This window comes from Sneathiella sp. (assembly GCF_041689005.1).
Taxonomy (GTDB): Bacteria; Pseudomonadota; Alphaproteobacteria; order Sneathiellales; family Sneathiellaceae; genus Sneathiella.
This window is the reverse complement of record NZ_JBDNHC010000028.1, coordinates 15,735-32,493: the sequence shown is the minus strand read 5'-3', so window position 1 is coordinate 32,493 and position 16,759 is coordinate 15,735. Positions and strand designations below refer to the sequence as shown.

The 16,759-nt window shown below is 57.2% G+C and carries 16 protein-coding genes and 1 pseudogene; 9 read left to right on the top strand and 8 right to left on the bottom strand.

Features of this window, described 5'->3' with window-relative positions; genetic code table 11:
* Both ACESNI_RS03550 and ACESNI_RS03545 read left to right on the top strand, forming a co-directional pair.
* Positions 1–311 (top strand): annotated as a pseudogene (locus ACESNI_RS03550) (permease); the annotation flags it as partial.
* Between the two features lie 14 nt (positions 312–325).
* Entirely contained in the window at positions 326–2,980 is a 2,655-nt protein-coding gene (locus tag ACESNI_RS03545) for a TRAP transporter large permease subunit (RefSeq protein WP_373085083.1), read from the top strand.
* A gap of 117 nt (positions 2,981–3,097) precedes the next feature.
* Here ACESNI_RS03545 and ACESNI_RS03540 read toward each other — a convergent pair whose 3' ends face one another.
* Complete coding sequence (locus ACESNI_RS03540) at positions 3,098–3,826, bottom strand: arginyltransferase (protein WP_373085082.1); 729 nt, start codon at positions 3,824–3,826, stop codon at positions 3,098–3,100.
* Between the two features lie 91 nt (positions 3,827–3,917).
* Positions 3,918–5,774, bottom strand: coding sequence for an SLC13 family permease (locus tag ACESNI_RS03535; RefSeq protein WP_373085081.1), 1,857 nt, complete (start codon positions 5,772–5,774; stop codon positions 3,918–3,920).
* Positions 5,775–5,851: 77 nt separating this feature from the next.
* Here ACESNI_RS03535 and ACESNI_RS03530 point away from each other — a divergent pair, with 77 nt between their 5' ends.
* Entirely contained in the window at positions 5,852–7,186 is a 1,335-nt protein-coding gene (locus ACESNI_RS03530) for an NAD(P)/FAD-dependent oxidoreductase (protein WP_373085080.1), read from the top strand.
* Here the strand turns inward: ACESNI_RS03530 and ACESNI_RS03525 are convergent.
* Complete coding sequence (locus ACESNI_RS03525) at positions 7,181–7,696, bottom strand: RDD family protein (RefSeq protein ID WP_373085079.1); 516 nt, start codon at positions 7,694–7,696, stop codon at positions 7,181–7,183. The genes ACESNI_RS03530 and ACESNI_RS03525 overlap by 6 nt on opposite strands.
* Positions 7,697–7,835: 139 nt before the next feature.
* On the opposite strand from ACESNI_RS03525, the gene ACESNI_RS03520 reads away from it, so the two are divergent.
* Entirely contained in the window at positions 7,836–9,035 is a 1,200-nt protein-coding gene (locus ACESNI_RS03520; RefSeq protein WP_373085078.1) for an MFS transporter, read from the top strand.
* A 7-nt stretch (positions 9,036–9,042) separates the two neighbouring features.
* Positions 9,043–9,825: a class I SAM-dependent methyltransferase gene (locus tag ACESNI_RS03515; RefSeq protein ID WP_373085077.1), complete on the top strand. Its 783-nt coding sequence runs from the start codon at positions 9,043–9,045 to the stop codon at positions 9,823–9,825.
* A 5-nt stretch (positions 9,826–9,830) separates the two neighbouring features.
* On the opposite strand, the gene motB is transcribed toward ACESNI_RS03515, so the two are convergent.
* Together motB and motA are read right to left on the bottom strand one after the other, a co-directional pair.
* Positions 9,831–10,721 carry a flagellar motor protein MotB gene (gene motB / locus ACESNI_RS03510; RefSeq protein WP_373085076.1) on the bottom strand — a complete coding sequence of 297 codons (891 nt, stop codon included), beginning with the start codon at positions 10,719–10,721 and terminating at the stop codon, positions 9,831–9,833.
* A gap of 32 nt (positions 10,722–10,753) precedes the next feature.
* Positions 10,754–11,611 carry a flagellar motor stator protein MotA gene (gene motA / locus ACESNI_RS03505; RefSeq protein WP_373085075.1) on the bottom strand — a complete coding sequence of 286 codons (858 nt, stop codon included), beginning with the start codon at positions 11,609–11,611 and terminating at the stop codon, positions 10,754–10,756.
* Positions 11,612–11,887: 276 nt separating this feature from the next.
* On the opposite strand from motA, the gene ACESNI_RS03500 reads away from it, so the two are divergent.
* Positions 11,888–12,361: a flavin reductase family protein gene (locus ACESNI_RS03500; RefSeq protein WP_373085074.1), complete on the top strand. Its 474-nt coding sequence runs from the start codon at positions 11,888–11,890 to the stop codon at positions 12,359–12,361.
* Positions 12,362–12,462: 101 nt separating this feature from the next.
* A complete protein-coding gene (locus ACESNI_RS03495; protein ID WP_373085073.1) occupies positions 12,463–13,341 on the top strand; it encodes an NAD(P)-dependent oxidoreductase in 879 nt (292 codons plus the stop codon).
* Here the strand turns inward: ACESNI_RS03495 and ACESNI_RS03490 are convergent.
* Both ACESNI_RS03490 and ACESNI_RS03485 read right to left on the bottom strand, forming a co-directional pair.
* Positions 13,338–13,484 carry a hypothetical protein gene (locus ACESNI_RS03490; RefSeq protein ID WP_373085072.1) on the bottom strand — a complete coding sequence of 49 codons (147 nt, stop codon included), beginning with the start codon at positions 13,482–13,484 and terminating at the stop codon, positions 13,338–13,340. The two genes, ACESNI_RS03495 and ACESNI_RS03490, sit on opposite strands and share 4 nt — an antisense overlap.
* On the bottom strand, positions 13,450–13,746 hold the full coding sequence (locus tag ACESNI_RS03485; RefSeq protein WP_373085071.1) for a CAP domain-containing protein: 297 nt from the start codon (positions 13,744–13,746) through the stop codon (positions 13,450–13,452). The genes ACESNI_RS03490 and ACESNI_RS03485 overlap by 35 nt, the downstream gene beginning before the upstream one ends.
* A 91-nt stretch (positions 13,747–13,837) precedes the next feature.
* Between ACESNI_RS03485 and ACESNI_RS03480 the strand changes: the two genes are divergently transcribed.
* A complete protein-coding gene (locus ACESNI_RS03480; protein WP_373085070.1) occupies positions 13,838–14,995 on the top strand; it encodes a PLP-dependent aspartate aminotransferase family protein in 1,158 nt (385 codons plus the stop codon).
* Positions 14,995–15,741 carry an SDR family oxidoreductase gene (locus ACESNI_RS03475; protein ID WP_373085068.1) on the top strand — a complete coding sequence of 249 codons (747 nt, stop codon included), beginning with the start codon at positions 14,995–14,997 and terminating at the stop codon, positions 15,739–15,741. Before ACESNI_RS03480 ends, ACESNI_RS03475 begins: the two co-directional genes overlap by 1 nt.
* A 13-nt stretch (positions 15,742–15,754) precedes the next feature.
* Here the strand turns inward: ACESNI_RS03475 and hemB are convergent, their stop codons facing one another.
* The gene (gene hemB / locus ACESNI_RS03470) at positions 15,755–16,756 is read right to left on the bottom strand and encodes a porphobilinogen synthase (protein ID WP_373085067.1); all 1,002 of its coding nucleotides are present in this window, start codon (positions 16,754–16,756) and stop codon (positions 15,755–15,757) included.
* Positions 16,757–16,759 lie beyond the last annotated feature (3 nt).

Genomic DNA, 16,759 nt, shown 5'->3' with positions numbered 1-16,759 from the left:
CCGGGTTCAAGACAAAGACCAAAGGATTCGTCAACGCCATCGGAACACTATTCATGGGAATAACACTGTGCTGGACCATCCTGTTTGTCGGGCTGGGGAGCAAGGCCTCTGTCATTTACAGCCCGGTTGTCAATTTTGAAATAAGTCAGTCTGGATTCGGAATGCAGGTGAAATATCTGATGGCAGCCTTTCTCGCCGTTTTTGCCATAACGATGTTGATCCAGTTTGTCAGTTACCTGATGGAAGCTGTTGCCGATTTTCTGGAACAGCCAGGCCATCAGGACCACGAAGAACCAGTGTCCGCAGGATAATTTAAAGTAAAATCATGGAACTTATTTTTCTCATCCTCCTTATTTCCCTGATGGCGCTGGCGCTGGGATCCGGATATCCGGTGGCCTTTGCGTTGCCGGGATCTGCCATTATCACCGTTATTGTCGCTGCCGTTTTTGGTTATTTCCTGACCGGAAACCCGGATGCCTATTTCGCGCAAGGCGGGCCCTGGCAGTGGCTAAGCGCCGGAGTGACGAATTTGCGTGGGGTTTATTGGGATGTCAATCGCGATACCCTGATCGCCATTCCGCTGTTTATCTTCATGGGGATCATGCTGCAGCGTTCCAAGATCGCGGAGGACCTGCTGGTCACCATGGCGCAGCTGTTCGGGCCAGTGCCGGGCGGCCTCGGGATATCCGTGGTTTTTGTCGGGGCCTTGCTGGCCGCGACGACTGGCATCGTCGGCGCCACCGTGGTCGCCATGGGGCTGATTTCCCTGCCGGCGATGCTGCGCAATAACTATTCGAAGCCTCTGGCAACGGGAACGATCGCGGCATCGGGCACGCTCGGGCAGATTATCCCGCCCTCCATCGTCCTGATTATTCTTGCCGACCAGCTCGCCAGCGCCACCGATCAGGCAGGCACGGCGCGTAAAGCCCTTTACAAGGCGGCGACCGGTGAATTTTCCATGCCTTCGTCCTTTGACGTGGTCTCGACAAGCGCTGGTGAAATGTTCCTTGGCGCCTTTGTGCCGGGTCTGTTACTTGTCGGACTTTATATGCTCTTCATTCTGGTCTATGCCCTGATCAATCCGAAAGTGGCACCGGCCGTCCATGGCGGTACGTTCGACAGAGCCTTCTTTGCCAAACTGGCACTTGCTCTCGTCCCACCGCTTGGCCTTATTTTTCTGGTCCTCGGCTCGATTATTGCCGGGGTGGCGACGGTTAACCAGGCGGGGTCGATTGGCGCCGTCGGGGCGATCCTGATGGCGGGTTACCGGCTGAAGGAAGGGGAAAGATGGGCCTATGCGCCAGTCGTTCTCGGGCTGGTTTCGGTCGGCTGTATCCTCGTCGTCCTCGCGTTCTTCCATGTGAATATCAAGTCGATACAGAGCACCCATGATGCAATTGGAATCGCCCTTGGGATTTTTGCGACGATTGGCCTGATGATTTCTGTCGGATGGAGCTGCTGGCGAACTTACAGGATTGATAACACACTGCAGGGTGTGATGATCGAGACGGCGAAAACCACGTCACTGGTGTTCATCATCCTGCTGGGCGCTGCCATGCTGACGGCCGCCTTCCGTGCCTTTGGCGGTGAGGACCTGGTCCGCGAATTCCTGGGCGGATTACCGGGTGGGGTCTGGACCAAGTTTGTCATCGTGATGGCGGTTATCTTTTTCCTCGGCTTTTTCCTCGACTTCATCGAGATTGCCGTGGTCGTCGTGCCGATTGTCGCACCGATCCTGCTCGCCGATCCGTCGGCCAACATTACCGCTGTCTGGCTCGGCGTCATGATCGGCCTGAATATTCAGACATCCTTCCTGACCCCGCCCTTCGGCTTTGCCCTGTTTTACCTGCGCGGCGTGGCGCCGCCTATTGTCAAGACAATCCAGATATATAAGGGCGTTATCGCCTTTATCTGCCTGCAGTTGATTGCACTTGTCATTGTTGGTCTCTATCCGCCGCTGGTAAATTATCTTCCCAATCGCGCCTCGTTGACGTCCGATACGGCGCCGCCGCCCCGCAACCCGCGGCTTAACTATTGCGTCGATTCCTATATTTCCGATGAATTCGCAAGTAACGGGTCGGCGATAACTGGCGCCATCAACGCGGCGCGGGGCCTGAATTACGATTACCTGCCGGAAGATTTAAAATCTGGGCTTGAGAAAAGCTTCGAGGCGGCGGACAGTACGCCGGGCCTGCTGCATCAGGCGTGGGAGGCAAATAATATCGTTGAAGAAAAAATTCCGGCTTATATGGCAGTTCAACGCGGTGTGCGCGACATTGAAAGTGACGTGCGCAAGCTGGACGATCATATTCGGGAGTTAAAAACCAACGCCAGCCGCCTTTATAATGAAGACCAGGCGGAGCAAAAGAAGAAACTGGAAGCCGAAATAGCCGACCTGAATGCCGAACGTGAAAAAATGATGTCTGAGATCCCGGCAAACTGGAAGACCGTTTACGGCGACTTCAAGAAGCTGCTTAAAAGTGAGACGTTGCTCCGGGGCAAGTTCCGGCGGGCGGCGGATGACGGGTATAAGCCCGTTGCCGAATTCGTCAATATATTGAAGGCAAACGAGGATTATGCCGCGTTAAAACCGGACCTGATGAAGATTAGTTCCGATCTTCCGGTAATGGACCCGTCCGAGCTTATCCAGGCTATCGAGGACCTGGGCGACCGGGCGAACAGGATTAATGGTGCGTCGGACCTGTCGTCCGGCCTGTCGAAAGTCCGGCGCATCCTGAAGACCGGGACCCCCGATATGGCGGAAGCGACGGCCGAGATGAACAAGATCGTTGCCGCCTATAGTGCGGAGCTGGAATGGCGGAGCCGGGCGGAAGCCAACCTGCTTCCCGGGATTGAGACATACGAGGCAATGATCCGGGACACAATCGGCTTGCGTCAGCAAACGCGACTGACCAACGATCAGGCGCTGTTCGTGGCGTCGTGCCAGTCCGGGCACAAGGATGTCTCCTATAATTTCTAGGGGTGGCATAGAGAAATGAGGGGTGAGCGGCGGAGGGTCTGAAGACAGACTTCCGCCGCGTCCTCATTTTCGCTTCCACTCATCAGTTGTTGAAATTCGAAAGGCCAAGCGGGGGTGTTACGCTGATTTTTCTACCAGCAGCTCCCAGCCGTCGCGGGTCAGGATTTCCGATGGGGAAAACCGTTTTTTGTAGGCCATTTTAGGGCTCTGATTGATCCAGTATCCGAGATAGACGTAAGGCAATCCACGTCGGCCGGCCCACATGATATGCCAAAGGATCAAATAGGTGCCAAGGCTACGCTTTTTTTCCTCCGGGGCGAAGAAGCTGTAGACCAGTGACAGGCCGTCTTCCATGATATCGGTGAGGCAGACCGCACAGAGTTTGCCGTCGTCCTTTCGAAATTCCACCAGCTGAGACTTCACGGGGCTCTCCTCGACCATCGCCTTATAATCAGAAAAGCCCATGTCAACCATGCCGCCATTTGAATGCCGCGACTGTAGGTAACGATGAAACAACGTAAAATGCTCTTCGGTGGCGACGGAGGCGGCCTCGGTTGCCTGTAGACTAGAATTCATCTGCCAGATACGGCGGAAGGATTTTTTTAGCTGAAAATCTCCGGTCCGGACCCGGATTGGAATACAGGCGTCACAGCCATCACAGGCAGGCCGATAGGCAAGATCCTGACTGCGCCGGAACCCTGCATGGCTAAGGGTATTATGAAGATGGTCCGGATCGTCCCCCGCAAGCAAAGTTACGACCTTCCGCTCAAGCCGGTTTTCCAGATACGGGCAGGGCGCAGGAGGCGTCGAAAAGAAGAAGCGGGACGGAATCTCCACGCGTTTCATCTCGGTGCTTTTCTGTTTGTTTCAACCATGAGTAAAGGGTAACGCTATTTCCCATATTAGCAAATAGGGCAGAACAATAATTTTCCTGATTTCACATTATACCATAGTAAAAAGGGGCGAAAAGCGAAAATACGATCCAGAGAATCAGGACCAGAGGTGCTCCGGCCCGGAAAAAATCGATAAATTTATAATGTCCGGGGCCCATGACGAGTAGATTCGTCTGATATCCCATCGGCGTTGCAAAGGAGCAATTCGCGGCGAAAATTACGGCATAGACAAAAATCACCGGGTCAACACCGACCTCAAGTCCAATGCTGATGCCGATCGGGGTGAACAGAACGGCAGTGGCGTTATTGCTGAGGATGTTGGTAAAAACCGCCACCAGCAGGAAATACGCCGACAGGATGACCGCCGGCGCGGCCCCCGTGAGCAGCGACAGGACACCATGGGCGATATAGCCTGCACCGCCGGTCGCCTGCATTGCCGCGCCAAGGGCGAGGGCGGCCCATATCAGCAACAAGATCTTACGGTCGATGGCCCGGCTCGCCTGAAACACATTGAGACAGCCCGAAATGACCATCGCCACCGCCCCGGCGACGGCGGCGACAACAATGGGCAGCAAGCCGGTCGCCGCCGTTATGACTACGGCGCCGAATATGATTCGGGCCCGCCACGCAAGCGCGGTTGCCGGGAGTTCGCGCGCCGACCATTCCAGCAGCAGCACATCGGGATTGTTGCGGATCCGCATGATATCAGAGCGCTTGCCCAGCAGCAGAAGAACATCGCCCGCCTCCAGACGGATATCCGTCATCCTGCTAGTCCGGATCATCCGTGAGCGCCGCTGAATTCCGACAACGACGCATTTCGTCCGGTAATGAAAGCTGACCTGGTACAGGGCCCGGCCTATCATCCGCGATGCCGGGGCGACGACGGCCTCGGCCAGGGTCTGGTCCTGAACGGAACCGTCGTCAGACGCCGGTCCTCCCTCGGGCTCGTCAACTTCAAGGAATCCTTGCAGGATCTGCGGATTATCGGCAAATGCCTCGGTGATGGATTTCCGACTGCCAGCGAAGATAACGGCGTCCGAAGGTCGCAGCGCCATGCCGTCGAACGGTGGCAGCAGGACGTGCTCGCCGCGCTGGATGAAGCGGATCGTGATGTTACGAAGGCTGGGGAACTGGCCCGCGACGGCCTCTTCACCGACCAGTGGGCTCTCGGCGGTCACTTCCATCTGAACGATGAACTGCTTTCCCGATATGTCCATGACCTCGCCGCGGATCGAGGTGCGATCGGGCAGGATCCGGGGAATGACGATCAGGGCGTAGAGCAGACCGGTTACCGCCAGCACCATACCGGGAACGGTAAAATCAAAGAATTCGATCCGGGGCAGACCTGCCTGAACGACAGCGGCCATGACCAGCAGGTTCGTCGACGAACCGATCAAAGTCGTCATGCCGCCGAGAATGGAGGCATAGCTCAAGGGAATCATGAGCGTTGAGGTTGATTTATGGAGCCGGTCGGCGAGAGCGGTAATCAGCGGAATGAAGATAACGACAACCGGGGTGTTGTTCATGAAGGCGCTGATCACCATAACCGAGAACAGGACGGCCGTGATTGCCATCACCGGATGATGCCGCCGCAGGGTAACCAGACGGCGAATCGGTTGTTCCAGCGCCCCGGTCCTGACAATCCCCTGTCCGACGACCAGCAACGACAGCACCGTGATCAACGCCGGGTCGGCTATCCCCCCCAAAATGTCCCGTGCGGACAGCAGAACCTCGCCTGCATCATTGGTCAGCGGATAAAAATGAAATAGCAGCAGCAGCCCGGCAATGACACTGATGGAGGAGATTTCAAGCTCGATTTTCTCGCTGGCAAAAGCGACAATTGCCACGGCGATAAAGGCGAGAACGATCCATATATGAATTGTCGGTTCAACAATAATCATCGATAATCAATAAACCCTTGCTGTTACGCCGGTTACGAGTAAAAGCTTCCACAGCGGCACTCTTTGGAGGTCACATCATGGAGATTGTCCGCGAGGATGCAAGCCTGCAATTATACTCGGGTGCCGGTAAATCCGGAAGTAAGTACAAGATGATTCTCTCTTATTATGATAGCTCGGCCCATCCACGGCCGGATTTCCCGGCGCTCACGGAAAATATTGCTGTGGATGTCTGCGTGATCGGCGGTGGGTATACGGGGCTTAGCGCGGCACTGGAACTTGCGGAAAAAGGACTTCGCGTTGCCCTTCTGGAGGCAGAGAAAATCGGCTGGGGCGCATCGGGGCGAAACGGGGGTCAGATCGCGGCGGGCTATTCTCCGGGCATGATCGACACGGAAAAAATTGTCGGTCGCGCGGATGCCGCGAGACTATGGGAATTCTCTGTGCAAGCGGCGCAATTGCTGAAAGAACGGATTTCGCGCCATCGCATTGATTGTGACCTGAAGGCGGGGGAGCTTTACGCAGCAACCCGCGACAGCCACCGCCAGTGGCTGTTGGAAGAACAGGAGCTATGCCAGCAGCGCTATCATTATACGGGATACCGCTGGATTGAGGCGGCGGACCTGCCGGACTATGTCACGACAGAGCGGTATTCGGGGGCGCTGATGGATGACAATGGCGGACATCTCCATCCGCTTAATTATGTCCTCGGACTGGCGGCAGCGGCCCGTGAAGCGGGCGTCATGATCTATGAAAAAACCCGTGTTCTTGCAATTGAGCGGGGCGCACGCCCCGTTGTCAGCAGTGCGGCGGGCAAGGTGACGGCGGATTTTGTTGTCCTTGCCGGGAACGCCTATCTGGGCGGGCTGGAGTCAAAACTGGCGGCAAAGATAATACCGGTCAGTACCTCGATAATTGCCACCGAACCGCTGGGGGTTGAGCGGGCGCGGGCGCTGATGCAGACCGAGGCCTGCGTCGCCGATACTGACTTCAATCTCGATTATTTCCGGCTTTCGGCAGATAACCGCCTGCTCTATGGCGGGCGGGATCAGGCGGGCAGTCGCGCCGGTATGGCGGGCGACGGGCTTCGCGCAAACATGCTGAGAACCTTTCCCCAACTTGCCGATGTCAGGATTGACTTTGCCTGGGACGGAATGGTGGCGGTGACCCGCAACCGGCTGCCAGATTTCGGCCGGATGGGGAAGAATATCTACTACGCGCAGGGTTATTCGGGGCAGGGGGTTCCGCTCTCATCCATCGCGGGCAAGGTCATGGCAGAGGCAATTTGCGGGGAGGCGGCGGGCTTCGATGTTTTCGCCCGCATTCCCCACAAGTCCTTTCCCGGGGGCACGCGGTTCCGGGTGCCGTTGTTGTCGCTGGCGATGTTCTATTACCGCCTCCGCGACCTGCTATGAGATCAGCGGAATCCGGCGGATGACCGTGCCAACCAGATAATCATGCAGGCAGCGTCCGCGCGGATTGAACAGCGCCACCACGAGGATCAGCGAAGACGTCACGGCGATGGAGAAGTAAAACAGGGCGACCTGCAAAAACGCTGTAATGTAGTCGGGCGCTCCGCCATTCATCATTTCCATGCGCACGTTCATAAAGCGCATTCCTGGTGTTGCCTGCCAGCTTCCACCGATGAACAGGGTGTTATAGGCAAGCGGGATCAGCGCGAGGCAAAGGATCAGCAGAGGTGTCAGCACGCCGAAACTGATAATCCCAAGAAGAGTCGCGACAACGGTCGCAATCACCGTGAGAATGGCAATACAGATCACATCGATCGCATAGGCAAAGATACGCCGGAGTCGGATTGATTCGTAGTGGTCTGGGTTGAAAATCTGCGCAGATGCAGTATCCCGGAACCCATCCGTATTCTGCAACGAACTCAATTCTATTCCCTGATTCCCATCTTTTTCCACGGCTCACCCATTCCTTATGCATGCTTAAACAATTGGTATCACTCTCCCATCGTAAATGGTACTTGTTGAATTAAATACAATAATTCAATGCTGTCGTGGGCGCGTCCGGTATTTACGAATACCTTTCGGAGTTGAAAGAATGCAATCGAGGTCTTTTCTCATTCTAATTTTGGCGGGGGGATTGATCAGCCTGCTTGCCATGGGGTCGCGCGCGGCGTTCGGGTTGTTCCTGGAACCGGTCTCCACGGATCTGGGCTGGGGACGCGAGATTTTCGGGCTGGCGCTGGCAATCCAGAATATCGTCTGGGGCCTGTCGCAGCCGTTCGCCTCCATGATTGCCGATAAATATGGATCTGGCAAAACCCTGTTTGTCTCCGCGCTCGTTTATTCCGCGGGGCTGTTCATGATGTCGCAGACTACGACGGAGGCGGGGCTGCATCTCTCCGCTGGCCTGATGATCGGCCTTGGCCTATCGGGCACCGGTTTTGGCGTCGTGATCGGTTCCGTCGGCCGCGCGGTGTCCGAGGAAAAACGTTCGATGGCGCTCGGCATTGTTGGTGCCGCGGGCAGTCTCGGGCAGTTTATCATGGTGCCGCTGGGGCAGGCGTTTCTGTCTGAATATGGCTGGTCGATGGCGCTGATCCTGATCGGTTTCTGCTCATTGCTGATGATTCCGGCCTCTGCTGCCGTGCGCGGCAAGGCGGAGGACAGCGCCGCCGCCGGTGCGCTCAACCTGACCGCCGCCATACGCGAAGCCGCGGGAAACAGGAGCTACTGGCTGTTGTTTATGGGCTTCTTCGTCTGCGGGTTTCATGTCACGTTCCTGGCTGTGCATTTGCCCGCTTATATCGTCGACAAGCATGTCGGCGCGGAATACGGGGCGATCGCGCTGTCCATCGTGGGCTTCTTTAACGTCATCGGGTCGCTGACAGCGGGCTATCTTGGCGGTAAATTCTCCAAAAAATATCTGCTAAGTTCGCTGTATTTTGCCCGCTCAGCGCTATTTGTGGCCTTCATCCTGATCCCGATAAGTCCGCTGACCATCATGATTTTTTCAGCCATTCTGGGGCTGTTGTGGTTATCGACGGTGCCGCTGACCTCCGGGCTGGTTGCCGTCCTGTTCGGACCGAAATATATGACGACCCTGTTCGGGTTCGTTTTTTTCGGCCACCAGATCGGGGCGTTTCTGGGCGCCTGGCTCGGCGGGTTCGTGTTTGATCTCTACGGCTCCTATGATGTGGTTTGGTGGATCAGTGTGGCGCTCGGCCTGATCTCCGCCCTGCTGCACTGGCCGATCAAGGAAACCGCACTGATCCGGTCCGCCGGGGCAGTTGGCTAGAGTTTCGATGAGGCGTCAGAAAGTATGGGGTAAAGACATTTCCCCGGCATTCAAGGCAATGGCGGTTCAAGCCGTTGTTTTCGGCGCTCTTTACCTGCTGCGGCCGAGCGTGGAAACAATGTTGGGCTACGGTATCCCGTTGTTCTGGCTCATGCTGGCACAGGGCTTTCTAGCGGCGGTGGTTTCCGCTCTTGCGGGATTGTCGCGCGGCTGGGTGATCGGGCAGGCGCTCGCGCCGCTTCTGCTCCTGTTCGCACTTTGGCTGCAGTTGCCGGCCTGGGTGTTTCCGGTCATCATCCTGTTACTTGTACTGTCGTTTTGGAATGTCGTCGGCAACCGCGTGCCGCTGTACTTAACCAACCAGGCCACGTCCGCCGCGCTTCTTGCCCTGCTGGCACGGCAGCCACGTCGCCATTTTGTTGATCTGGGAAGTGGTCTTGGCGGTACGCTTCGGTATCTGGCAGTAAATGTGCCGGAGACCGCTTTCACCGGCCTTGAAACTGCGCCGTTGCCCTTCGCGCTGTCATGGCTGCTCGGAAAAGTCGGGGCAGGCGATAATTTATCCATTCGCTGCCGGGATATTTTCCGGGCAGATTTATCCGGGTTTGATGTGGTTTATTGTTTCCTGTCCCCGGTGCCGATGGCGCGGCTCTATGGCAAGGCGAAGCGGGAGATGAAGCCCGGCAGCCTGTTCATCAGTAACAGTTTCACGGTGCCCGGTCACAAGCCCGACCGGATCATCAAGGTTAAAGATCGCCGCAAGACCAAATTACTTGTCTGGAAAATGTAGCCTGTCTATTTCAGGTTTGGGGGCAGGACCGGATTTTCGCGCAACAGCACGATGCTGATGCGCCGGTTTCCGGGGTTGGAAGGATCGTCAGAGATTAGTGGGTCAGTATCGGCGCGCCCGGCGACCTTTTGAATTCTTTTGCGTTTCAGGCCGGCCTCAATGAGGGCGCGGCGGCTGGCGTTCGCCCGGTCCGAGGAGAGTTCCCAGTTGCTATAGTTCCCGCCATTATAGGTCGAGCTGTCCGTATGACCGCTGATGGAGAGTTTGTTGGGCAGGTTCTCGATCGATTTGGCAATCATGTTGACAAGGCGTTGGATGCGCGGCTTGATTTCCGCACTGCCACTTTCGAACATGCTTTCATCGAACTGGTCGACGATCTGTATGCGCAGGCCCTCCGGCGTCATGTCGATGATGATATTGTCCTGCAGCCCGGATAAATCCGGATCCTTGGCGATGGCCTGCCGGATCTCGTTCCGGGCATCCTCGAAACTGATCTCCTCAATTTTCGCTAATTTCTCAAGGAGTTCTGCTTCTTCCATGTCGCGGGTTTTGGTTGCCTCCCCATCGTCCTTTTTGCCTTCCTCCGGTGGTTTGATGCTGGAAACCGCCGACGGCACGCCCTTGTTCGAGACCTGGGCGCCTTCCGACTGCATGCTTTGTCCGCCGAGAATTCCTCCGGCGCCTGACTGGCTTATGCTGGAGGTGGTGGGGGCGAAATAGTTGGAAAGGCCTTCCTTCTGCTCCGTGGTGGTCACGTTCAGGAGCCATAGCAGCAGGAAAAATGCCATCATCGCCGTTACAAAGTCGGCATAGGCGACTTTCCAGGCGCCACCATGGGCAGCATGGCCGCCCTTGACGACCTTTTTGACAATGATCGGCGCAATCTCATCGGCCATGGATCAGGCCCTTTTTGCAAATGTGGCGCATATCAGATCGTTGGGGCTTCATCACAGGCCTGTTCAACTTCAAGGAAGGAGGGCCGCTCGTGATTATAGAGGGTTTTGCGGGCAAACTCGACGGAAACCGCCGGGGCGTATCCTTGCAAATGGGCGAGCAGGCCCTGTTTCATGCATTCATAATATTTACCGTCGGCCTCCCCGAATTGTTCGAGATTCTTGCCCATTGGTGAAAATACGCCATAGGCCACGAAAATACCAAAAAATGTTCCAACAAGCGCCGCGGCAATCAAGCCACCGAGAACCTCCGGTGGTTCGGCAATTGATCCCATGGTGACGATCACCCCGAGGACGGCGGCGACAATACCAAAGGCCGGCAACGCCTCGCCAAGCGCGGTAACCGATCCGGCGATGGCGTGGGATTCATTGTGATGAGTTTCGATATCCTGATCCATCAGCGCTTCAAGTTCATGCGGATTTTCCGTGCCCATGGTCATCAGGCGCAGGTAATCGCAGATGAAATCCTGGGCGTGGTGGTTTTTCATGAAACTCGGGAAATTCTGGAAGAGAGCACTTTCCGACGGGTTTTCGATATGCGGCTCAAGGGCAATCATGCCCTTTGTTTTGGACAGCTTGAATACGGCATACATCAGGGTCAGTAATTCTGTGTAAGCGTTTTTATCATAAGGCGAGCCCTTGATCAGCTTGCCCATTGATTTCAGCACGCCGAAAATCACCCATTTCGGGTTCGCCTGCAAGAATGCCCCTGCCGCCGCGCCGAGAATAATAAGAAACTCCAGCGGTTGAAACAGCACGGCAAAGCTCCCGTGCGGGGCGTACCCACCGGCGACGGAACCGAATGTAACAACAATGCCGATAATCCAAAACATTCGCGAATGTGCCTTTATTTAACCTGTCCAGGAAATGTTGCGCTGATTTTGGAACGAAATTGGTTAAGAAAGCGTGTGCAATTTTAGGAAGTTTTTAATGAAGGCCGACTGCCCGGGCGACAGTCACCGGGGCCGGTGCCGGGGCGGCGGCGGCGGGGGCCAGTCCGCAGATGGCTAGAAAAAAGATGATTTTGATGTATAACTATGGGAGAGTGCGAGCCGTTTGCGGCTCGGCCCGGACGGTCCCTGACGAAGAATGACTTGCGGTTGCCTGATATGAGTTTTGATGCGAAAGAATTTAGAAACGCGCTCGGCTGCTTTGCAACCGGGATAACGGTGATCACGTCCCGGGCCGCTGATAACGAAGCGCTGGGCGTTACCGTCAATTCCTTCAGTTCGGTCTCGCTCGATCCGCCGCTTGTGCTGTTCAGTCTTGCCCATGTCGGTGGCCATTGTTCGGAGTTCAGGGCCGCCGGCAAGTTTGCCGTCAATGTGCTGACGCCGGAACAGCGTCACCTTTCCGACCGCTTTTCCATTACTCGCGAGCACCGCTTTGACGGTGTCGATTTCGAGATCGGGGAGAATGGATGCCCGGTTTTCAGCGATAGCCTCGCCGTGTTTGAATGCGAGACTTTTGCCATTCATGACGGCGGTGACCATGCGGTTTTCGTCTGCCGCGTAACCCATGTCCGGATGGGGCAGGACGAGAAGGCCCTTCTCTTTCACAAGGGCCAGTACCACGATATGTAGCTCCCTTTTCCGCGTGTCGGAAAATTCCGTTATGGGCCTTTAAAGCATTGCGACAAACCGCTACAACGGGGGCATGAAATTTCAATTGGAGGCGGCAGCATATGGGAAAAAAGGCAGCATTTGTAGGGCTCGGCGTTATGGGATACCCGATGGCTGGGTTTCTGCAAAAGGTGGGCTATGACGTCACGGTATATAACCGCACCGGCGCCAAGGCGGAAAAATGGGTGGCCGAGTATGGCGGCAGCAAGGCCGATACACCGGCCAGCGCTGCGGAGGGTGCGGATTTTGTCATGACCTGCGTTGGCAATGACGATGACTTGCGCAGTGTTGTCCTTGGCGAGAGCGGCATTCTTGCGACCCTGAAATCAGGCGCTATCTTCATCGATCACACCACCGCGTCGGCCGAAGTCGCGCGCGAGATTGGTGGCCTTGCACGGGACAAGGGCATTGGCTTTGTCGATGCGCCGATTTCCGGCGGTCAGGCGGGGGCGGAAAACGGCGTCCTTACCGTGATGTGCGGCGGCGATGCAGCGGATTTCGAGCGCGCGAAGGATCCGATCGACGCCTACTCCCGCGCCTGCATGCTGATGGGCGATGTCGGCGCCGGGCAACTGACCAAGATGGTCAACCAGATTTGCATCGCCGGGGTCGTTCAGGGCTTGTCCGAGGGGATCCATTTCGCCGAGAAGGCGGGGCTCGATGCGGCCAAGGTCATTGCGGTGATCTCCAAGGGGGCGGCGCAAAGCTGGCAGATGGAGAATCGCTACAAGACCATGATCGCGGACGAGTTCGAGCACGGCTTCGCCGTCGACTGGATGCGAAAAGATCTCGGGATCTGCCTCGCAACTGGCGACCAGGTCGGCGCCAGCCTGCCGAACACGGCGCTGGTCGATCAGTATTATGCCGATGTCCAGAATATGGGCGGCAACCGCTGGGATACCTCCAGCCTGATCTGTCGTCTGCGGAAGCTGAACAGCTAGGCCCCTTGTGGAGGTGCCGGTGCGGCGAGCGAGAGCGACCAGTACCGCTCGATAATATCTTCCGATTCTTCGGGGGAAATGCCAAGGCCGACATCGCGTAAATTCGGGTTAAGGATATTGGCGCGGTTCGGCGGGCTGTCCATCCATAGGCGGAACCCCGTCGGCATTAACCGCGCCCTTGGCAACATTCTCGGCGGCAGCGGTGAAGCGATACCCTGTCGCCCGGATCCGCTCCTCGAAGGTAGAACGGTTCTCGCCGCCATGCGATAGGACTTGCGCGGCGTTCATGAATTCCGCATGCTGCCGGGCGGTTTGCATCAGGAGACTGTTCGACGTGAGCGGCGCCAGTCCGGCCTCGCGTCGTTGATCATTCAGACAGACAAGGACGTCGGTGATGAGGCTCATAACACTCTCCTGAAATAGCCTAAAAGATGAATATAATGACTTTTAAACACGTTATAAGTGCATATCATTATTTTTTTAAGGAACTTACGCCGTGACCGACGACACTAAAAAGTTAAGCCCTGACACTCTGGCGGCCCAGGCCCTTGGGTGGCTGGAGCCGGAGCATAAGGGTCTTATCCCGGGCATTTTTCCAAGTACCACCTATGAGCGGGAAACCGATGGTAGCTATGCCGCGGGCCGCGTCTATACCCGCGATCACAACCCCAATTATGACCAGCCCGAACAGTTGCTGTGCCGGCTCGAGGATGGGTATCAGGCGCTTCTCTTTTCCTCTGGCATGTCGGCGGCCCTTGCGGTTATTCAGGCGCTCCGTCCCGGCGATCATATGATTGCGCCCGAGATTATGTACTGGAGTTTGCGCAACTGGTTGCTGACTGTCGGCAAAAGCTGGGGGATCGAGCTAAGCCTTGTGCCCAACGGCGACCTCGCGGCATTAAAGGCGGCGGTTCGTCCCGGCAAGACAAAGCTTCTGTGGCTGGAAACCCCGGCCAATCCGACCTGGACCATCGATGATATTGCCGGATGGGCAGCGGTTGCGAAAGAGACGGGGGCTCATCTCGCGGTGGATAACACGGTGGCGACGCCGTTACTCACCCAGCCGCTTGCCCTCGGCGCCGATATTGTCATGCATTCAGCGACCAAGTATCTCAATGGCCATTCCGATGTGCTGGCGGGGGCGTTGGTCACCGCGCGCGATGATGACTTCTGGCAGCGGGTCTGCGTGAACCGTAGGGCGGGCGGAGCGATTCCCGGCCCGTTCGAGGCCTGGCTACTGCTGCGCGGCATGCGTACCCTGCATCTCCGGGTTGAGCGCGCTTCCGAGAACGCGCTCGCCATCGCTCGGCATTTCGAGGGGCGAAACGGTGTACGCGCTGTGCTCTATCCGGGCCTATCGTCACATCCCGGCCATGAGATTGCGGCGCGGCAGATGAGTGGCGGTTTTGGGGGCATGCTTAGCCTTTGTATCGAGGGCGGCGAAGAGGCGGCGATGGCAGTTGCGGCGCGGTTGACGCTGATCAAGCGGGCGACGTCGCTGGGCGGGGTCGAGAGCCTTGTCGAGCATCGTGCGAGCGTCGAGGGCGCCGGTACGCCGTGCCCGCCGGACCTGCTGCGCCTGTCCATCGGGATCGAGAAGGCGGAGGATCTGATCGCGGATATCGATCGGGCATTACAGGGAAGGAACAGATAATGGATAAATCGATGATTGTGACCGGTGCAAGCCGTGGTATCGGTCGGGCCATTGCGCTGAAAGCGGCGCAAAAGGGGTATCAGGTCTGCGTCAACTACCAGAGCAACAAGGCCGCGGCTGAGGCGGTGGTGAAAGAGATCGACGCGGCAGGAGGCAAGGCGATTGCGGTTCAGGCCGATATGACGGTCGAGGCGGATATCCTCAAAATGTTTGCGGCGGTGGATGAAAAGCTGGCGCCGCTTGGCGCTCTCGTCAATAATGCCGGGATCGTCGATGTGGCCGCAAAAGTTGAGGAGATGAGCCTTGAGCGGCTCAACCGCATGTTCACGACCAATATCACCGGGCCATTTATTTGTGCCCGTGAGGCGGTTCGTCGCATGTCGATAGCGCATGGTGGTAGCGGTGGCGGCATCGTCAATATCTCCTCCATCGCGGCGAGGCTTGGCAGTCCCAATGAATATGTTGATTATGCCGCGTCCAAGGGGGCGATTGACGTAATGACAATGGGACTTGCCAAGGAAGTCGCTGCCGACGGTATCCGCGTCAACGCGGTGCGTCCGGGCGTCATCTATACGGATATCCATGCGAGCGGCGGCGAGCCGGATCGTGTTGACCGGGTGAAGAGCGGGGTGCCGATGCAGCGGGGCGGGCAGGCGCAGGAAATTGCCGATGCGACCCTATGGTTGTTGTCAGACGAGGCGTCCTATATCACCGGGTCATTGCTCGATGCCTCGGGCGGCAGGTAAGGCGCGGCCCGGCTTATACTTGTAAATTCTTCGCGGCCTCGACGGCGAAATAGGTGAGGACACCGTCGCAGCCCGCGCGCTTGAAGCCGAGCAGGCTTTCCATCACCACCTTGTCGCGGTCGAGCCAGCCGTTAATGGCGGCGGCGGCGAGCATCGAATATTCGCCCGACACCTGGTAGGCGAAGGTCGGCACGCCGAACTCGTCCTTGACCCGGCGGCAGATATCAAGATAGGGCATGCCCGGCTTGATCATCACCATGTCGGCGCCCTCGTTGATATCCAGCGCCACCTCGCGCAGCGCTTCGTCGCTGTTGGCATGGTTCATCTGGTAGGTGCGCTTGTCGCCTTGTCCGAGATTGCCGGTGGAGCCAACTGCATCGCGGAACGGCCCGTAGAAGCCCGAGGCATATTTGGCGGCATAAGACATGATCGCGGTATTGACATGTCCTTCCCGCTCCAGCGCGTCGCGGAGCGCGCCGATACGCCCGTCCATCATGTCGGAGGGGGCGATGATATCGCAGCCGGCCTCGACCTGATTGAGCGTTTGCGCAATTAAAACCTCAATCGTCTCGTCATTGACAACATAGCCGTCTTGCAACAGGCCGTCCTGCCCATGGGTGGTGAAGGGGTCAAGCGCGACATCACAGAGCACGCCCATATCCGGCAGTGCGTCCTTCAGCGCGCGGATCGCCTTACAGATAATGTTGTCCGGATTGACGGCTTCGCGCCCATCCTCGCTTTTAAGGCCCGGATCTATGGCCGGGAACAACGCGATCACCGGAATGCCAAGGCCGTAGGCCTCCTTAGCCGCCGTCACCAGCAGATCGAGGCTCAGGCGCTGCACGCCGGGCATCGACGGAATTTCCGTCGCACGGTTCTTGCCCTCATGCACGAACACCGGCCAGATCAGGTCATCGGGGGTGAGAATATTCTCCGCGACCAGCCGCCGCGACCAGCCGTTTTTGCGGACCCGGCGCATGCGCGTGCGGGGAAAGTGGGGCGCTTGGGTATTCATGGG

Coding starts and splice junctions, on each gene's coding strand:
- ACESNI_RS03545 (WP_373085083.1), top strand. CDS start 326: ATGGAACTTATTTTTCTCATCCTCCTTATTTCCCTGATGGCGCTGGCG.
- ACESNI_RS03540 (WP_373085082.1), bottom strand. CDS start 3,826: ATGAAACGCGTGGAGATTCCGTCCCGCTTCTTCTTTTCGACGCCTCCT.
- ACESNI_RS03535 (WP_373085081.1), bottom strand. CDS start 5,774: ATGATTATTGTTGAACCGACAATTCATATATGGATCGTTCTCGCCTTT.
- ACESNI_RS03530 (WP_373085080.1), top strand. CDS start 5,852: ATGGAGATTGTCCGCGAGGATGCAAGCCTGCAATTATACTCGGGTGCC.
- ACESNI_RS03520 (WP_373085078.1), top strand. CDS start 7,836: ATGCAATCGAGGTCTTTTCTCATTCTAATTTTGGCGGGGGGATTGATC.
- ACESNI_RS03515 (WP_373085077.1), top strand. CDS start 9,043: ATGAGGCGTCAGAAAGTATGGGGTAAAGACATTTCCCCGGCATTCAAG.
- motB (WP_373085076.1), bottom strand. CDS start 10,721: ATGGCCGATGAGATTGCGCCGATCATTGTCAAAAAGGTCGTCAAGGGC.
- motA (WP_373085075.1), bottom strand. CDS start 11,611: ATGTTTTGGATTATCGGCATTGTTGTTACATTCGGTTCCGTCGCCGGT.
- ACESNI_RS03500 (WP_373085074.1), top strand. CDS start 11,888: ATGAGTTTTGATGCGAAAGAATTTAGAAACGCGCTCGGCTGCTTTGCA.
- ACESNI_RS03495 (WP_373085073.1), top strand. CDS start 12,463: ATGGGAAAAAAGGCAGCATTTGTAGGGCTCGGCGTTATGGGATACCCG.
- ACESNI_RS03490 (WP_373085072.1), bottom strand. CDS start 13,484: ATGGACAGCCCGCCGAACCGCGCCAATATCCTTAACCCGAATTTACGC.
- ACESNI_RS03485 (WP_373085071.1), bottom strand. CDS start 13,746: ATGAGCCTCATCACCGACGTCCTTGTCTGTCTGAATGATCAACGACGC.
- ACESNI_RS03475 (WP_373085068.1), top strand. CDS start 14,995: ATGGATAAATCGATGATTGTGACCGGTGCAAGCCGTGGTATCGGTCGG.
- hemB (WP_373085067.1), bottom strand. CDS start 16,756: ATGAATACCCAAGCGCCCCACTTTCCCCGCACGCGCATGCGCCGGGTC.